13 protein-coding genes, 2 tRNA genes and 3 pseudogenes are annotated in these 15,603 nt (G+C 70.8%); 3 read left to right on the top strand and 15 right to left on the bottom strand.

Annotation, left to right across the window (positions count from 1 at the left end; translation table 11 throughout):
- Positions 1 to 34 precede the first annotated feature (34 nt).
- The 3 pseudogenes from B6G06_RS10460 to B6G06_RS03430 form a co-directional block, all read right to left on the bottom strand.
- A pseudogene (locus B6G06_RS10460) lies at positions 35 to 798 on the bottom strand (HAD hydrolase family protein).
- A 177-nt stretch (positions 799 to 975) separates the two neighbouring features.
- Positions 976 to 1,145: pseudogene (locus B6G06_RS03435) on the bottom strand (methionine/alanine import family NSS transporter small subunit).
- A 24-nt stretch (positions 1,146 to 1,169) separates the two neighbouring features.
- Positions 1,170 to 2,731: pseudogene (locus B6G06_RS03430) on the bottom strand (sodium-dependent transporter).
- Positions 2,732 to 3,189: 458 nt separating this feature from the next.
- Between B6G06_RS03430 and B6G06_RS03425 the strand changes: the two are divergent.
- Positions 3,190 to 3,462, top strand: coding sequence for a DUF1540 domain-containing protein (locus B6G06_RS03425; RefSeq protein ID WP_080463068.1), 273 nt, complete (start codon positions 3,190 to 3,192; stop codon positions 3,460 to 3,462).
- 28 nt (positions 3,463 to 3,490) lie between these two features.
- Here B6G06_RS03425 and B6G06_RS03420 read toward each other — a convergent pair whose 3' ends face one another.
- From B6G06_RS03420 to nadD, 7 genes are all read right to left on the bottom strand, one after another.
- Entirely contained in the window at positions 3,491 to 4,393 is a 903-nt protein-coding gene (locus tag B6G06_RS03420) for a hypothetical protein (protein WP_081170983.1), read from the bottom strand.
- Between the two features lie 353 nt (positions 4,394 to 4,746).
- Positions 4,747 to 4,819, bottom strand: a tRNA-Ala gene (locus tag B6G06_RS03415).
- A gap of 35 nt (positions 4,820 to 4,854) precedes the next feature.
- Positions 4,855 to 4,927, bottom strand: a tRNA-Ala gene (locus tag B6G06_RS03410).
- Between the two features lie 111 nt (positions 4,928 to 5,038).
- Positions 5,039 to 5,707 (bottom strand): histidine phosphatase family protein, encoded by a 669-nt coding sequence (locus tag B6G06_RS03405; protein WP_080463070.1) that lies wholly within the window; start codon positions 5,705 to 5,707, stop codon positions 5,039 to 5,041.
- Between the two features lie 13 nt (positions 5,708 to 5,720).
- Complete coding sequence (gene rsfS, locus B6G06_RS03400) at positions 5,721 to 6,125, bottom strand: ribosome silencing factor (RefSeq protein WP_080463071.1); 405 nt, start codon at positions 6,123 to 6,125, stop codon at positions 5,721 to 5,723.
- A gap of 73 nt (positions 6,126 to 6,198) precedes the next feature.
- A complete protein-coding gene (locus B6G06_RS03395; protein ID WP_081170981.1) occupies positions 6,199 to 8,022 on the bottom strand; it encodes a hypothetical protein in 1,824 nt (607 codons plus the stop codon).
- Positions 8,003 to 8,698, bottom strand: coding sequence for a nicotinate-nucleotide adenylyltransferase (gene nadD, locus B6G06_RS03390; RefSeq protein ID WP_095532514.1), 696 nt, complete (start codon positions 8,696 to 8,698; stop codon positions 8,003 to 8,005). Before nadD ends, B6G06_RS03395 begins: the two co-directional genes overlap by 20 nt.
- A gap of 334 nt (positions 8,699 to 9,032) precedes the next feature.
- Here nadD and B6G06_RS03385 point away from each other — a divergent pair, with 334 nt between their 5' ends.
- The gene (locus tag B6G06_RS03385) at positions 9,033 to 9,809 is read left to right on the top strand and encodes a DeoR/GlpR family DNA-binding transcription regulator (RefSeq protein WP_081170979.1); all 777 of its coding nucleotides are present in this window, start codon (positions 9,033 to 9,035) and stop codon (positions 9,807 to 9,809) included.
- Between the two features lie 6 nt (positions 9,810 to 9,815).
- On the opposite strand, the gene B6G06_RS03380 is transcribed toward B6G06_RS03385, so the two are convergent.
- Entirely contained in the window at positions 9,816 to 11,141 is a 1,326-nt protein-coding gene (locus B6G06_RS03380) for a glutamate-5-semialdehyde dehydrogenase (RefSeq protein ID WP_240494095.1), read from the bottom strand.
- A 226-nt stretch (positions 11,142 to 11,367) separates the two neighbouring features.
- On the opposite strand from B6G06_RS03380, the gene B6G06_RS03375 reads away from it, so the two are divergent.
- On the top strand, positions 11,368 to 12,045 hold the full coding sequence (locus B6G06_RS03375) for a hypothetical protein (protein WP_081170977.1): 678 nt from the start codon (positions 11,368 to 11,370) through the stop codon (positions 12,043 to 12,045).
- A 12-nt stretch (positions 12,046 to 12,057) separates the two neighbouring features.
- Here the strand turns inward: B6G06_RS03375 and proB are convergent, their stop codons facing one another.
- From proB to rplU, 4 genes are all read right to left on the bottom strand, one after another.
- Complete coding sequence (gene proB, locus B6G06_RS03370) at positions 12,058 to 13,188, bottom strand: glutamate 5-kinase (RefSeq protein ID WP_081170975.1); 1,131 nt, start codon at positions 13,186 to 13,188, stop codon at positions 12,058 to 12,060.
- Positions 13,185 to 14,795, bottom strand: a complete 1,611-nt coding sequence (gene obgE, locus B6G06_RS03365; RefSeq protein ID WP_081170973.1) for a GTPase ObgE — start codon at positions 14,793 to 14,795, stop codon at positions 13,185 to 13,187. Before obgE ends, proB begins: the two co-directional genes overlap by 4 nt.
- Positions 14,796 to 14,921: 126 nt before the next feature.
- Positions 14,922 to 15,179: a 50S ribosomal protein L27 gene (gene rpmA, locus B6G06_RS03360; RefSeq protein ID WP_080463078.1), complete on the bottom strand. Its 258-nt coding sequence runs from the start codon at positions 15,177 to 15,179 to the stop codon at positions 14,922 to 14,924.
- A gap of 51 nt (positions 15,180 to 15,230) precedes the next feature.
- Entirely contained in the window at positions 15,231 to 15,551 is a 321-nt protein-coding gene (gene rplU / locus B6G06_RS03355; protein ID WP_080463079.1) for a 50S ribosomal protein L21, read from the bottom strand.
- Positions 15,552 to 15,603: the final 52 nt, after the last annotated feature.

Here is a 15,603-nt window from a genome sequence, read left to right as displayed (position 1 = left end):
CCGGTCTCGCGGGGATCCCTGTCCTGATGGGTCATCAGCCAGCGCCCTCAGGCGCCCCCGGCAGCGATGCGGCGAGATCGGCCACGAACACCGCGGTTTCCTCCCAGCCGACACGGCGTGGCAGGGGATGCCGAGCGCGAGCACCGGGTAGTCGTTGCCCTCGGGGTCGAGGCGGTCCCCGACGAACAGCATCCGCTCGCCGGGGATGCCGGTGACCTCCGCGAGGCGGGTCATCCCGTAGGCCTTGTCGACTCCCTTGAGGGTGATGTCCACGCTGGTCGAGCCGCCGGAGCGGACCTCGAGCCCGGCAGGCGGGCGGCCACGGCGTCGCGCAGGGCGCCCTTCTTCTCTCCCGTCGGGTCCCAAGCGCGTTGGCATCGGAGCGGCGCCTCCTGACCGAGGGCGGAGAAAGGTGATCTGGCTGCCGCGATCCTCCAGGATGTCGCCCCAGGTCCGCTCCTCCCACAGACCCAGCCTGCGGGCCTCGGCCTCGACAACGGCGAAGCCCTCCTCGATCTGCTGCGGGCTCAGGTCGTTGGCGTAGACGAGCCGCCAGCCGGGCATGCCCTCGATGGCGCGCGCGTCCTGGTCATCGGCGTGGGCGGTGCCGGCGGCGGCGCCATGGACGTAGTAGCGGGTGCCGCAGGTGGCATGAGTGGAGGCGGGAGAGCTCGACGTCGTCGCCCCGAGGTGGGCCAGGACCTGGTCGCGGAACTGGCCGATCTGGCCCCCGGAGATGACGCAGACGGGGACGACGTCCAGCAGCGAGCGGAGGGCGGCGGCCATCGGCTCGGGCATCGCCGACTTGGAGGGGGCGAGGGTGTCGTCGAGGTCGAAGGCCACCAGCGCGGGGAGCGCCGGGCGTCAGGAGAAGTGGTCATGGGATGATTGTCGCCCACGTGCCCCGATCCGCGGAAACGGAGCGGGCACGCAGCGCCGCGCGCCCGGCCAGTGGCGCTCCGGGGCTTACGGGGCTCAGGAGTCCTGCGCGCCGCGCAGGTGCCCATGGGCGGCGGCGAGGGCGGCCTCGCGGGCCTCTCGCTCCTCACGGGCCCGCGCACGTACAGGGCGGTCACGGAGACGGCCAGGCCGCCCCAGATGATGATGATCGCGACGAGCATGAGGATGATGGCGGCACCGGTCATGTCAGTTCTCCTCCTCGGCGGCCGTCAGAGGGCGTCCAAGTCGATGGGCGTGAAGTCATCCACGGGGTGCGCCACCTGGTGAGCGAGAGCACGGCGACGATGATGGCGCCCAGGGCGAGCATCCCCCAGCCGAAGGCGCCGAGCATCGCGCCGGAGTAGCCCTCGTAGCCGTCCTGGACATAGGAGCGCACCGTCCGGAAGAGCATGTAGGCCAGGGCGAGCGGGGCGATGACGGCGATGAGGAAGCGCCACCAGGCGCCCACCGCACGGGTCTCGGAGACGAGGTTGAGGTGGCGCTGGAGCGGCTTGGCGCGGCGCAGCACCCAGGTGACGCCGATGCACGTGATGGTGGCCGAGCCGACCACGCCGATGTTGTTGATGAAGGCGTCGACGATATCGAGGTCGAACAGCCCCGAGGCAGTGCCGAACAACAGGAGCGAGAGCGCGGCCGAGGGCAGGCAGACCAGGAGGGTGGTGCGCGGGATGGACATGCCGGTCTTCTCGGAAACCCCGGGGACCACCACCTGGATGATGGAGATGAAGGAGGTCAGCCCCGCCATCGCGAAGGAGGCGAAGAAGAGCACACCGAAGATCGTGCCACCGGGCATCTGGGAGATGACCGTCGGGAAGGTGACGAAGGCCAGCGAGGGCCCGGAGATCTTGTCGATCTCTCCCACGGCGATGCCCTGGGCGTGGGCCATGAATCCGAGCGTCGAGAAGACCCCGATCCCCGCCAGCACCTCGAAGGAGGAGTTCGCGAACGCCGCCACAAGCCCCGTTCCCACGAGATTGGAGCGCGGCCGCAGGTAGGAGGCGTAGGTGAGCATGATGCCGAAGCCGATGGACAAGGAGAAGAAGATCTGCGCGAAGGCGGCCATCCACACCTTGAAATCGCCCAAGGAGGACCAGTCCGGGGAGAACAGGGCGTTGAGCCCGCCAGTGGCGCCGGGCAGGAGGATGGATCGCACCACGAGCGCGAGGAACATGACGACCAGCAGGGGCAGGAAGATCCTGTTGGCCTTCTCCACGCCGTTGCTCACGCCTCGCGAGATGGTGACGATGCCGAAGGCCCACACGATGACCAGCGGGATGATGACCCCGGTCATGGGAGCGATCGAGAATGAAGGCGCCGCATCGCCGAACCGGTCCGTGCCGACGTAGTTCGAGAAGAAGCCAGCGGCGTCATCGCCCCAGGCCAGGGTGACGGAGAAGACCGTGTAGCTGAGCGACCATGCCACCACCACGGCGTAGTAGGTCATGATGACGAAGCAGATGAAGACCTGCCACCAGCCGAGCCACTCGAAGCGCCTGCTCAGGCGGCGGAAGACCGCCGGGGCGCTGCCACGAAGGCGGTGGCCCAGGGAGTAGTCGAGGAAGAGGACGGGGATTCCGACGAACAGCAGCGCGATGATGTAGGGGATCATGAAGGCGCCGCCGCCGTTGGAGTAGGCCACACCGGGGAAGCGCCAGATGTTGCCCAGCCCGATGGCCGAGCCGATCGCGGCGAAGAGGAAGCCGACCTGGCCGCTCCACTGCTCTCGCTCGGGTGCCCGCGCCGCTGGGGCGCCGTCGGTGCTGGACGACATGCTGTGCCTTCCTGGGGTAAGGCGCCGGAGCGGTGCCCAGCGCAGGGAATCGAGGATGCCGTGGGATCGCACGAAGCGCGCCCCGGGGCGAACCTCGGCACCGTAGCCCCGCGCGCACCACCGCCAGTGAGCGGTCCATCATCCGGGACGCAGGTCCCAGTGAGCGCCGGCCGACCGGTCGACTCAGAGATATTGCGCGCTTGCGAAAATACTGCAGCACAGGCTCACCTGTCCTTGTTTGGCAACGCCCGGAGGCGTCAACTCGCGCGGTTGGACAAGGCCTGAACGACCGGCGCGCCCACGCGGATCGACTCGGGATATGCCTGGAATTCCAACATTTTCCTGTTCCCTGGCGACACCTTGAGGGTCACCTTCCTTGGAGTCGCCGGTGGAACTGAGTCACCTTATTCGCATCCGAGTCACCAGCGCCGCAAGGCGCCGTCCGAGAGGAGCCCACCATGGCCGCCGTCGCCCCCATCTCCACCTGCACGACCACCTCCTGCGCCTTCAACAACGGGGGCTGTACCGCCTTCGCGATCACCGTCGACGGCGCTGCGGTCTGCTCGACCTTCATCACCCTGGACGCCCGCGGCGGCCTGCCCGTCGCCGAGGGGCACGTGGGAGCCTGCCAGCGCCTGGAGTGCGCGCACAACATCGATCTCATGTGCACCGCTGATGGCGTGAGCATCGGCGGGGACACGGCCGCCTGCCTGTCCTACGAGGCCAACTGACGCCCGGCTCCCGCAGCGCGAGAGGGACTCATCCCAGTTGGAAGCGCGCGGGCAGCAGTTCATCGGCGAGCCTCCCCAGGGCCGGGGCAATCTCGGCCGGGGCGAGAGGCGCGCCGGGCAGGGTCACGAGCACGGTGCGGGTCTCGTCGGAGCCGACATGCATGAGCGTGACGCCCCAGGGATCGGCGTCGACGACGAGGACCCTCTCGATGAGGTTCCGAGCCATCCCGATGCTGGGCCGCCTCGAGCACAGCGAGCCCGGGGCCTCATCGGCGATGACGGCCTCGCACAGGGCGCGCAGGGATAGATCACCGACGGATCGCACGGCCTCATGCGCGTCAAGGACCTCCAGGGGCGACCAGGCGGTCTGGGCAGCCATGGCCTCCTCATCACCCTGACCGGCGAGGTCCTCCACCATATGGCTGGAGACCCCTTCGGGGCCGTGGAGGATGACGCGACTGCCCTGGACCAGAGCGAGGCGCGCGCCGGGGGCGCGGGCGAGCTCGCTGACACGCCCGAGGGGGTCCTCCCCCGTGATGGCGCAGTGGCACACGGGTGTGGCGCTCTCGGCGAGGACGGTCTCAACCCAGTTGGCGGGGACCCAGCGGAGGGTGCCCAGGACATGGGCACTGGCGGCGGTGACGCGGATGCCGGGCTCGGAGGCGTCCAGGACGATGTCGAGACGGACATCGACGAGGCGGTCATCCGGGACGTCGGCCAGGGGTGTGCCGGGCTGGGGGCGGATGGCGATGAGGATGAGGCCTTCGACGTCGAGCGCGTGGGCGACGTAGGCGCCGGCCCCGGACGGGTCGAGCCGGTAGGCGCTCACGGCGGCGCTTCCAGCGCCCGCGAGGAGCCTGCGGGCCGTGCGGCGCGCGCGCTCGTCGATCCCTGGCACCCCAGTGCTCTGGTGCTCGTGGGCAGGACTCATGCCGTCTCCTTCATCAGGCGATCGGGCGGGGCGCCCCCAGGCGCCCTCACGCCACAGGTGAGGCTACCCTCAGAGGGTGGGGGTATGTCGAGCCCGCGGGCGGATGAAGGGGGCACGGAGGCGCAGGAGCGGACAGCACCCGGCACGAGAGTTGCGATGGTGCGCGATCGGCCCGGGAAGCGAGGTTCGAGCCGCGAAAAACGGAACCGGTTTCGAGGTGCTTCTCAACCGGTCTCAGTGCAGGCGATCCGCTCACTTGAAGCGGCTCGAGCTCTGGGCACTGCGCAAGCTCGTTCATCCAGGCCCGAACCAAGACCATCAACGATGGCGGGGTCGGACCTTGTGCGAGGGGGTGGAGCTAGGGGGATTCGAACCCCCGACCTCTTCCATGCCATGGAAGCGCGCTACCAACTGCGCCATAGCCCCGAAGGGACATCCGCCCGGCTAAGCCGATCGGATCGTGGAGCTAGGGGGATTCGAACCCCCGACCTCTTCCATGCCATGGAAGCGCGCTACCAACTGCGCCATAGCCCCTCACGGGAGCCACCCGCCGGGCGACGCGGACAACTCTATGGACTCGCAGGCCCCTGGGGCAAATCCGCCGCGCGTGTGCTGGCTCACCGAACCGCGCGGAGACGCGGGATGTCAGGGCAGCAGTGCCGTCGGCTCGGCGCCGTCGTTCCAGTCCTGGAGCTCCCATCCGGGCAGGCGGTGGGAGGAGCGCAGCCTCGCCCAGTGGGCGTTGTCCAGGCCCCGCAGTCCGAACCAGCTGGAGGCGTCCATGCCGAGCAGCGCCGTCGTTCCCTGGGTGATGGCCGATCCGTGCGCGACGATGACGAGCGGCCCCTGCCCCACGGTGTCCGCGAGGCCCCTGACGGCCTCGCTGAAGCGTCGACCCACGGCGCGACGGGGCTCCACATCGACCCCCTGGGGGTCCTGGCCGGTGCGCCACACGGCATAGGCATCGGGCCAGCCCGTCCTGATCTCCTCGGCTGTGAGTCCCTCCCAACGCCCGAAGTCGCGCTCGGCGAGGCCGGAATGCGTGGTCACCTCAACCGCGAGGCGTGCGGCCAGGGCCTGCGCCGTGGCGCGGGCCCTGGCCAGTGGCGAGGAGACGATCCGGCACGCGTACGTCCACCCGGCTCCCAGCTCGCGCGCGCCGATGAGGGAGCGCAGAACGTCCTCGAGTCGCTCGGCGCCGGCCTCGGCCTGGGCCCTGCCGGTGGCGTTGAGGGGGATGTCGACCCGGCCTTGGACACGGCCCCCCACGTTGTAGTCGGTCTGCCCGTGGCGCCAGAGGATGACGTCGGTCATGATGGTTCCGGGATCAGTCACCGGCCTCGGAGGCCCCAGCCGCCTGGGCGGCCTCGGCGAGCACCGAGGGTAGGCCGATGACGGGGCAGTCCTTCCAGAGGCGCTCCAGCGCGTAGTACTCCCGGTCCTCGGCCTGCTGGACGTGGATCATGATCTCGTCGTAGTCCAGGAGCACCCAATGGGCCTCCTCGATGCCCTCGCGCATCCGGCGCTTGGCGCCCGCGCGCGTCATAGCCTCCTCGACGGCATCGACGATCGCCCGCACCTGCCGGTCATTGCCGCCGGAGAGCACGAGGAAGACGTCGGTGAGCGCCAGGCGCTCGGAGACGTCGATCGCGATGATCTCCTCCGCCTTCTTCTCTGCGGCCGCACGTGCGGCGGCGATGGTCAATTCGACGGCGCGTTCGGTCGCGGCCATGGGGCTCCTTCCGGAGGGGGCTGATTGGCATTGGCCTGATCGACCACGCGATGGCCCAGCGGCCAGCGCCCGGTCAGGTCAGGAGGGGAGTCCAGTCGAGCGCCGCCTCGGCGTTGACGGAGGACCCCCCGACCTGCGACATGATGACCCAGATGATGATCAGGACGACAGCCGCGAGGACGAAGGCGAGGAGGATGGCCAGTGTCCGGCGGCTGGCCGGTGATCCCGAGGAATCCTTGCCCACGCGCGTCACGTCCTCCCATGAATCAGTGGAGGGCTGGACTCCGAGGGAGGCGCGGCCGGCCTGGGGCTCAGCCACGGCGGGCGCCGCTGGAGCGGCAGGCTCGTTGTAGCCGGCGTAGGAGCCATAGGGCGATGGAACCACATAACCGGGGTCTTCCGCCGGATCGTCCCTGAGGTCCGCGGGCGCCCTGGTCACCACGGTGTCGGCGGGAGCGGGGGCCTCGTCCTCGAGCGGGGCCTCGTCCCCGGAGCGCAGGGCGCGCCATTGCGGGGAGTCGATCCCATCGAAGTCCTCATCGACGGGCTGGACAGAACCGAGTTTGCCGGTGCTGGCGTTCATCGTGCGAACGCCCTGCGCAGCTGCTGGGATGCGCACGATCGGCCGACGGATCGCGCTGGGGGCCGAGGGCTCCGCCGTCGTGCTGCCGGACCGGGAGGCAGGGCCGTTACTCTCCTCCGGTACCGGTGAGGCCTCGGCCTGCGGGGCTCCGAGCGCGGAGCCGTCTCTCGCGGCCGTCCGCCAGGTGGGCTCGTACCCCCGGTCGCCCTGAGGGGGCTGCCAGCCGCGCTGCGGCTGGGGCGACGTGGGCTGCTGGGTGGTGGCCGGGGAGTCGGCCTGCGCGCCCCGCTCCATGAGCGAGCGCCGTAAGGGGGCGGCCGACGGGCTCTGCGGGTCAGGGCCACCCGTGCCCGGCCCTCCTGAGGTCGACGCCGATGGGGCGCCGCCATCGGCGGAGCGCGGGCCGTCCTGAGCGAGCGGGAGGTCGGATGAGGGGAGGACCCCGGTCTCGAACCCGGAGATCTCGACGACCTGGTCGGCGCTCAGCGAGGAAGCGGAGCCGATCTGCTGCTCGCGCCCCGCCTGCCCGTCCCGGGCGCGCGGGAGCGCATGGGAGGCGGGTGCCGACGCAGCGGAGCCGGAAGCCTCACTGGCCTCGCCCCGAGGACGAGGCGTCGAATCAGCCGACCCGCTCACGGCGGCCGAGGATGTGCCGGGAGGGGCGACCTGGGGGCTGGCATACCAGGCGCGCACCCATGGGAGCTCGGCGACCTCGGGGGAACCGTCGCGTCCGGCCGCAGGCTCCTGCGCCCGCGGCCCCGCCGCGCGGCTCGGGTGCTCGTTGGCCGGCGCCGAGTGCCCGGATGAGGAGACGTCGCGGCCCGCAGGCGGCGCGGAGCTGTACTGCCAGGAGTCGACCGCCGCCGAGGAGGTCGCCCTCACCTCGGGGGCCGCGGGCTCGGCGACGACGCCGCCACCGGGGGTCGCGACGGGTTCATCAGGGTGCCCGGAGCCGGATACACGCCCGACGCCTGGCGCCCCCTCCGAGGCCGAGTAGTCGTGGGACCTGTCCGCGGCCTCGGCCGAGGAGGCGGCGGAAGACGAGGAGATCGTGATGTTGTGCTCGTCGGCCAGCGGGTCCTGGAGGGCCCGGGCCTGCTCGATGGTGATCTCGCCCGCCGCGACCGCGGCGCGCAGCGCCTCGGCCTCCTCACGCAGGCGCTTCATCTCCCGCCTGGTCAGGAGGGGCTGCTGGCCGGTGAGGATCGCCTCGCGCTCCGCCTCGCGCTCCGCCTGCCGGATGGACCGTCGGCTGCTGTGATCAGGGTCGCTTTTCGAATCGGATGTCGTGGCGTCAGTGGGCTCCGGGCTCACCGTCGTTCTCCTTCCTGAGCGACTGCTCTCGCGCGACGCGTGCGGTCATCGACGTCGTCGATGACGCCCGCCCGGCCCTACGGTAGAGGCCGTACTTGCGAATGTACTGAACCACCCCGTCGGGCACGAGGTACCACACGGGCCCCCCGTCGCTCACTCGCTCACGGCAGTCCGTTGATGAGATGCTCATCGCGGGGACCTCCATGAGGGAGACCCTGTCCTCAGGCAGGCCCATATCCGTCAGAACGTGGCCCGGCCGGGTCACGCCCACGAGTTGGGCGAGCTCAAAGATCTCTTCGTTGTCCTTCCATGTCAGGATCTGCGCGAGTGCGTCGGCTCCGGTGATGAAGTAGAGCGCGGCGCCAGGGTATTTCGCGGCGATGTCATGCAGGGTGTCGATCGTGTACGTGGTGCCACCGCGGTCGATATCGACCCGGGACACGGTGAAGCGCGGGTTCGAGGCGGTGGCGATGACCGTCATGAGGTAGCGGTGCTCCGCGGGAGAGACTCGGCGGTCCTTCTTGAAGGGCTGCGTTGCCGTCGGGACGAAGATCACCTCATCGAGGTCGAAGGCGTGCTGGACCTCGCTCGCCGCCACCAGGTGCCCGTGGTGAATGGGATCGAAGGTGCCGCCCATGATGCCGATGCGCAACTGGCGCGGCGCTCCTTGCGCCACGCCCGCCTCACCAGCACTCTTGGGCACGAATACTCCTCCGGTCGGTCCCGCGCGTACACCCGGGATGCCCCCATCCTGCCATGACGCGCACAATTCGGGGGCCTTGCCACACGCCGCCAGTGCGTCTCGTGGGATTCCCCTCAAGCCTTGAGCCGCGTGGCTCCCGCGTGCTGAGCGCCTCGAAGTGCCATCATTTGCCGTATTCCTAACCTGAGACGACTCCTGGGCCGGCTCCATGCGGTCGCAGTACAGCGCCGCCTCGACCAGCCGCCGGAGGCATCCCCGGCGGGCCCGCGCGGCCCGCCGGGGCCTGACGAGACGAGGAGGGACCCTCATGTCCAGGCATGAACGACTCTCAGCGATCCTGGGAATCATCGTCGAGGAGGGCGGAGTCCGTATCGATGACATCGTCTCGCGCCTCGGCGTCTCAGCGGCCACCGCGCGGCGCGATCTCGACCTGCTCGCGAATCAGCAGCTCCTCACCCGAACGCGCGGCGGAGCCTCGGCCAACCCGACCTCCGCGCAGCTCCCTCTTCGCTATCGCAACTCCCGGATGGCCGATGAGAAGACCAGGATCGCCCGCGCGGCGGCGGCCATGGTCTCCGCCGGCGACACCATCGGCCTCAATGGCGGGACAACGACGACGGAGGTGGCTCGCGAGATCGCCCTCGTGGAGGGCGCAGCCGACCCCAACCATCCGGTCACCGTGGTGACCAACGCGGTGAACATCGCCTCCGAGCTCACCGTGCGCCAGGGCGTGCGCGTGGTGGTCACCGGCGGCGTGGCACGGGCGCGCTCCTACGAGCTCACCGGCCCGCTGTCCGAGCTCATCCTCCCCCAGATCACCATCGGCACACTGTTCCTCGGCGTCGAGGGGATCGACGCCCTGGGCGCCTACGCGCAGCACGAGGGCGAGGCGGCGGTCGGCGCCGCGTTCGTGCGCTGCGCGCGCAGGATCGTCATCGTCACCGATCATACGAAGCTGGGCACGACCGCCTTCGCGCTGATCTGCCGGGCCGATCGCATCGACGCGCTGCTCACCGACTCCGGCGCGCCCCCCGAGCAGCTCGGGCCACTGCGGCAGGCAGGCATCGAGGTCATCACCGTGTGAGACGGCTCATGGCCTCACGTGCCCATCGCCCTCCACCACCCAGGTGGTCGTCGTCAGCTCCACCAGGCCCATGGGGCCGCGGGCGTGGAGCTTCTGGGTTGAGATCCCGAGCTCGGCGCCCAGGCCCAGCTGGCCGCCGTCGGTGAATCTGGTGGAGGCGTTGACCATGATGGCCGCCGAGTCCATGCCGGCGATGAAGCGGTTGATGACCGCGACGTCCTGGGCGAGGACCGCCTCGGTGTGACCGGTGGTGTAGCGGCGGATGTGGCTGATCGCCGCCTCGAGGTCGTCGACGACCCGCACGGCCAGGTCCAGCGAGCCGTACTCGGTGCCCCAGTCCTCCTCGACCGCCGCAACGAGGTAGCGCTCAACGCCCTCCCCAGCGGCGGGATCGGCGAGAATGGCGCGGGAGGCCTCGTCGGCGTGAAGGGTGGTTCCGCGCTCCCAGAGGGCCCGGGCGGCGGCGGGAAGGTACTCCTGGGCGACGTCCTGGTGAACGAGCAGGGTCTCGGCGGCGTTGCACACCCCGACGCGCTGGGTCTTGGCGTTGACGACGATGCCCACAGCCGCCGCGAGGTCGGCACTGGCGTCGACGTACACGTGGCAGTTGCCCGAGCCGGTCTCGATGACCGGGACGGAGGAGTTCTCGACGACGGCGCGGATGAGCCCGGCACCGCCTCTGGGCACGAGCACGTCGATGAGGCCGCGGGCGCGCATGAGGGCCTGCGCGCCCTCGCGCCCGGCGGGATCGACGGTGGTCACGAGATCCGCGGGCAGCCCCCGATCGGCGAGGGAGGCCCGGAGCGCGGCGACGATCGCGGCGTTGCTCCGCCCGGCGGCACTGCCGCCGCGCAGGACGACGGCGTTGCCCGACTTCACGGCGAGCGCGGCCGCATCGACGGTGACATTGGGGCGGGCCTCGTAGATCATGCCGACGACGCCCATGGGGACGCGGAGCCTGCGCGCCCGCAGCCCATTGGGCATGGTGGAGCCGTCGACGACCTGGCCCACGGGGTCGGGCAGAGCGGCGATCTCCTCCACGGAGGCGGCGATCCGCTCGATCCGGGCCTCGTCGAGGGCCAAGCGGTCGACGAGCCCCTCCTTCATGCCGGCCTCGCGGGCGGCGGCCAGGTCCTCCTCGTTGGCCCCGCAGATGCTCCCGCTCCGGGCGCGCAGGGCGGAGGCCATGGCGAGCAGGGCGGCGTCCTTGACCGCCCGTGTCGCCCCGGCGAACTCGCACTGGGCCGCCCGCGCCGCGAGGGCCGTCTCGCGGACGAGGACCTCGGCGTGGGCCGCGATGGTGCTGGATCGGGCGGACCGCGTCGTCATCATGAGACCAGTCTACGTTCCTCGGCAAGGTGCCCGAGTGGACGGGGCGGTCGAGGGCGCCGAGGAGCGGGCCCGGGCGATACACGCCCTGGGCGCAATCCCCTCATCGCGGTAGACTGCCGCGACGCCTGGTCACGTAGGGCATCTGCGGCGTCTTTCCGGCGTTCCAGCCCGCACCGTCGGCACCACTCGGTGCGATGGAAGTATCAGTCCCCTGAGGAGTCAACGCATGAGACCCCGCAGCCGCGCGCCGCTCTGCGCCGTGGCGCTCGCGATCCTCGCGCCGCTGGCTGCCTGCCAGAGCACGCCGTCCGATGACGGGCGCCCCGGCGGGGCGCCGGGATCCCCGGAGCCGACGATCGTCGTCCCCCCGGGCGCCGCTGGTGGTGGTCCCGTCCTCGAGCCCGACCGGGCCACGGGCGCCGGCCACGCGCCGACGTCGATTCAGCCGGAGACGACCTCGACCGCGGTGAGCGCCAGCGCGGGCCCCGATGACTCCACGACCCGCTCCTCCTCCACCCCGCAGGCTTCACCGATGCCCTTGCCCTCCACCCGGGCCACGGAGAACCGCGCGTCGACCGAGGCCTCGATGAGCTCGGAGAAGGGCGCCCTGGAGTCCGCGCTCAGCGGCGCCACCTTCACAATCTCCCAGGCCTCCGCGCCCGAGTGCGTCGGGCTCGAGGCCACGTTCAACGCCGACCACACCTATGTCGGATCCGCCGTCACCAGCGCGCCGGCGTCCTGCCTGCCCGAGTACGACGGCTGGGAGATCGGCCAGGACTCGCACGGCTACACGATCACGAACCGCGATGGGAGCCTCTTCGTGGCGCGCTCCATCACCCGCTCGGCCGATGGCTCCATCGTCCTGGAGCGCTCCGAAGGGACCCTCACTCTGATCCCGAAGTGACTCAGCGGTGATTCAGCTCGCCAGGCGCGGGAGTTCGGCGAGGTCGTCGCGGTGCACGACGGGCACGAGGTGGTCGGGCATCGGCGCCCCACTGCCGCGGGCGTCGAGAACCTCCTCGATCTCGGTCGAGGCGTAGCGGCAGATCCCGCGGGCCACAGGGCCCCTGGGCCCGATGATCTCGACGACGGAGCCGGACTCGAACTCGCCGTTGACCCCCACCACGCCGGGCAGGAGGAGGGACTTCTTGCCCACGGTGAGGGCGTCGGCCGCCCCGGCGTCGATGAGCACGCGCCCCTCGACCCGGGAGGCGTGGGCCATCCACAACCGCCGACTGGGCCGGTGGGGGCCGGTCGGCTCGAACCAGGTGCCGAGGTCGGTCGGCACTCCCCCGGGCCCGAGCAGGCGAGCGGCGTCGTCCGCCGAGGCGATGATCGTGGCGGTCCCGGAAGCGCAGGCGATCGTGGCGGCCTGGGCCTTCGTGCGCATCCCACCGGTGCCCAGGGCCGATCCCGAGCCGGTGACATCGACGTCCTCCAGACTCCTGCCTCCGGGCACGTAGCGGATGGGGGCGGCGCCGGGCGTGCCGGGGCGGGCGGTCCACATGCCGTCCACGTCCGTGAGGAGGATGAGGACGTCCGCCGTCACCAGGTGGGCGACGAGCGCGGCCAGGTGGTCGTTGTCCCCCAGGTTGAACTCCGTCGTGGCCACGGCGTCGTTCTCGTTGATGATCGGCACCGTGCCCAGGTCGAGCAGGGTGTCGAAGGTGGTGCGAACAGTCCGGTAGTGGCTGCGCACGGCCACATCCTGCGCGGTGAGGAGCACCTGGGCGATGACCACCCCGTAGTTGCTCATCGCCGCCTGCCAGCGGGCCATGAGGCGCCCCTGGCCCACGGAGGCCGCCGCCGCGAGCATGCTGAGGTCGTCCGGGCGGTGCTCGATCCCCAACGGGGGCAGGCCCGCCGCGACCGCGCCGGAGGACACGAGCACGACATCGTGGCCGCGCTGCCTCATACCCGCCACGAGCCTGGCGAGCACATCGATGCGGTTGAGGTCGAGCCCGCCGTCATCGCGGGTCAGCGAGGAGGATCCCACTTTGATGACGACACGGGATCCCTCGGGCAAGGCTGCGGGGCGCGCGCTCACGACTCCGCCCCGTCATCATCGTCGCCGCCCCCGCGGGACCAGGAGGAGGCGTCGGTCCAGATGCCCTCGGCGGCCTCGTCCCGCAGCTCCTGGCGGGCGGCCTCCTTGGCGTCCATGCGCTCGTGATAACGCATGCGGCGCTCGGCGTTGGTGCGCCGGTGGTAGTCCTCGACGCGCGTGTCCGTCCCCCGCGCCCCGAGGAGCTCGGCACCGGTGGTCATCGTGGGCTCCCAGGTGAACAGGACACCGCCGTCGACCGCGCCGATGAGCACAGCGTCCCCGGCACGCGCGCCGGCCTTGACGAGCAGGTCCTCGACTCCCCCGGTGGCGAGCCGGTCGGCGAGGTAGCCGATCGCCTCGTTGTTGGAGAAGTCGGTCTGGAGGATCCAGCGCTCGGGCTTCTCCCCCCGCACCTGGTACACGCGCCCCTCGGTGGGGTGGTTGATGGGCCGGACGACGGCGATGTCCTCCTTGCCGCGCCGTCCAACGGCGGCCGGCCGGACGACGGGGCGGGCGGCCTCGCGCTGCTGGGCGAGCCCGGCCGCGGATGCGGGCTGGGCCGCTCTGGCGGCGCGCACGCGCTCGGCCAGGGCGAAGGAGAGCTCGCGCAGACCGGTGTGGGCCACGGCGGAGATCGTGAAGACCTGCAGCCCACGGGCGGCGATGTCGTCAGTGACGAACTCGGCGAGCTCGGCGGCGTCGGGGACGTCTGCCTTGTTGAGCACGACGACGCGCGGCCGCTCCATCAGCGGCACGCGGCCGGTCAGGAGCGGGTCGTTGTCATCGCCGAGGCGCTCGGAGTAGGCGGCCAGCTCGGCCTCGATGGTCTCCAAGTCACTCAGAGGGTCGCGACCGGGCTCCGCAGTGGCGCAGTCCAGGACGTGCACGATGACGGCGCAGCGCTCAATATGGCGGAGGAACTCCAGGCCCAGCCCCTTGCCCTCGCTGGCGCCGGGGATGAGGCCGGGGACATCGGCGATCGTGTAGCGGGTCAGACCGGCCTCGACGACGCCGAGGTTGGGGACGAGGGTGGTGAAGGGGTAGTCGGCGATCTTGGGGCGGGCCGCGCTCATGGCGGCGATGAGTGAGGACTTACCGGCGCTGGGGTAGCCGACGAGCGCGACGTCAGCGATGGTCTTGAGCTCCAGGGTGATGTCGCGGACCTGGCCGGGCTCACCCAGGAGGTGGAAGCCGGGGGCGCGGCGCTTGGAGGAGGCCAGGGAGAAGTTGCCGCGCCCGCCAGTGCCGCCCTGGGCGACGACGACGCGGGCGTCCGCTCCCACGAGGTCGGCGAGGACCCTCCCCTCGTCGTCCTTGACCACCGTGCCCTCGGGCACGGGCAGGACGACGTCCTTGCCGTCGACGCCGCGGCGCCAGTCGCCCATGCCCGGAGTGCCCTTCCCGGCGCTGCGGTGCGAGGAGCGGTGATAGCTGAGCAGGGTGGTGGTCCGGGGGTCGACGGCGAGGATGACGTCGCCGCCGTGGCCGCCATCGCCGCCGTCGGGGCCGGCCAGCGGCTTGAACTTCTCCCGGTGGATGGAGGTGCAGCCATCACCGCCGTCGCCCCCGGCGACGTGGAGGACCACTCGGTCGATGAAGCTGGGCATGGTCTCTCCTCATGGATGGGTCGGGATGGTTGGGACTGGGACGGGCACCGCGACCCGGCCCTGGGAACAGCGCGAGGGCGGACGGCCGAAGCCGTTCGCCCTCGCGAGAGTCCGGGTGCGCGAGGCTCAGGCCTCGGGGAGCACGACGTTGACGACCCGGCGGCCGCGGTGGGTGCCGAACTGGACGTTGCCGGCCGCGGTGGCGAAAAGCGTGTCGTCGTTGCCGCGGCCCACGTTGTTGCCGGGGTGGAAGTGGGTGCCGCGCTGGCGGACGATGATCTCGCCGGCCTTGACGAACTGGCCGCCGTAGCGCTTCACGCCGAGGCGCTGGGCGTTCGAGTCACGGCCGTTGCGGGAGGAACCAAGACCCTTCTTGTGTGCCATCTCAGGCTTCTCTCTCTCTTGACTGGTGCGATTCTTCGGTGGCGCCGGGCGTCACTTGATCGCAGTGACCTTGACGGCCGTGAGCTGGGCGCGGTGACCCTGGCGCTTGCGGAAGCCGGTCTTGTTCTTGAACTTGAGGATGTTGATCTTGGGGCCCTTCTCGTCGCCGACGATCTCGGCCTTGACGGAGGACGTGGCAAGGTCAGCGGCGGAGGCAGTCACCTTGTCGCCATCCACCAGCATGACGGGGGCGAGGGTGACCTCGTCGCCGATCTCACCGGCGAGCTTGTCGACAACCACGACGTCGCCGACGGAGACCTTCTCCTGACGGCCACCAGCCTTGACGATCGCGTAGACCACGGGAATGCTCATCTCTTCCGATTCTGCGGAGCGCCTCCGGTGGGCCTGACCGGCCCGCACCGGG

The sequence above is a fragment of the Actinomyces gaoshouyii genome, from assembly GCF_002076915.1.
GTDB classification, from domain to species: Bacteria; Actinomycetota; Actinomycetes; order Actinomycetales; family Actinomycetaceae; genus Actinomyces; species Actinomyces gaoshouyii.
This window is presented reverse-complemented; position numbering and strand designations above follow the sequence as displayed.

Coding starts and splice junctions, on each gene's coding strand:
- obgE (WP_081170973.1), bottom strand. CDS start 14,795: ATGCCCAGCTTCATCGACCGAGTGGTCCTCCACGTCGCCGGGGGCGAC.
- rplU (WP_080463079.1), bottom strand. CDS start 15,551: ATGAGCATTCCCGTGGTCTACGCGATCGTCAAGGCTGGTGGCCGTCAG.
- rsfS (WP_080463071.1), bottom strand. CDS start 6,125: ATGGCCGCGACCGAACGCGCCGTCGAATTGACCATCGCCGCCGCACGT.
- B6G06_RS03375 (WP_081170977.1), top strand. CDS start 11,368: ATGAGACCCCGCAGCCGCGCGCCGCTCTGCGCCGTGGCGCTCGCGATC.
- B6G06_RS03405 (WP_080463070.1), bottom strand. CDS start 5,707: ATGACCGACGTCATCCTCTGGCGCCACGGGCAGACCGACTACAACGTG.
- B6G06_RS03385 (WP_081170979.1), top strand. CDS start 9,033: ATGTCCAGGCATGAACGACTCTCAGCGATCCTGGGAATCATCGTCGAG.
- B6G06_RS03380 (WP_240494095.1), bottom strand. CDS start 11,141: ATGATGACGACGCGGTCCGCCCGATCCAGCACCATCGCGGCCCACGCC.
- rpmA (WP_080463078.1), bottom strand. CDS start 15,179: ATGGCACACAAGAAGGGTCTTGGTTCCTCCCGCAACGGCCGTGACTCG.
- B6G06_RS03420 (WP_081170983.1), bottom strand. CDS start 4,393: ATGAGTCCTGCCCACGAGCACCAGAGCACTGGGGTGCCAGGGATCGAC.
- B6G06_RS03425 (WP_080463068.1), top strand. CDS start 3,190: ATGGCCGCCGTCGCCCCCATCTCCACCTGCACGACCACCTCCTGCGCC.